This window comes from Paenibacillus sp. FSL R7-277 (assembly GCF_000517965.1).
GTDB lineage: Bacteria > Bacillota > Bacilli > Paenibacillales > Paenibacillaceae > Paenibacillus_AQ > Paenibacillus_AQ silagei.
Genome location: NZ_ASPX01000040.1, coordinates 1 through 317, shown reverse-complemented (window position 1 = coordinate 317; position 317 = coordinate 1). Strand labels below are relative to the sequence as shown.

The 317-nt window shown below is 51.7% G+C and carries 1 rRNA gene; it reads right to left on the bottom strand.

From position 1 onward, the window contains the following. Positions 1-317: ribosomal RNA gene (locus C173_RS15145) — 23S ribosomal RNA — on the bottom strand; the annotation flags it as partial.

Below are 317 nucleotides of genomic sequence, written 5' to 3'. Positions count from 1 at the left end.
AGTCGCCCTATTCAGACTCGCTTTCGCTGCGGCTCCGGCTTCTCACCTTAACCTTGCATGTTAAACGTAACTCGCCGGTTCATTCTACAAAAGGCACGCCATCACCCATAAAGAGGGCTCTGACTTTTTGTAAGCACACGGTTTCAGGTTCTATTTCACTCCCCTTCCGGGGTGCTTTTCACCTTTCCCTCACGGTACTGTTTCACTATCGGTCGCCAGGTAGTATTTAGCCTTAGCAGATGGTCCTGCTGGATTCATACGGGGTTTCACGTGCCCCGCACTACTCGGGATCCGTCTCGGAGAGAACACAGTTTAGG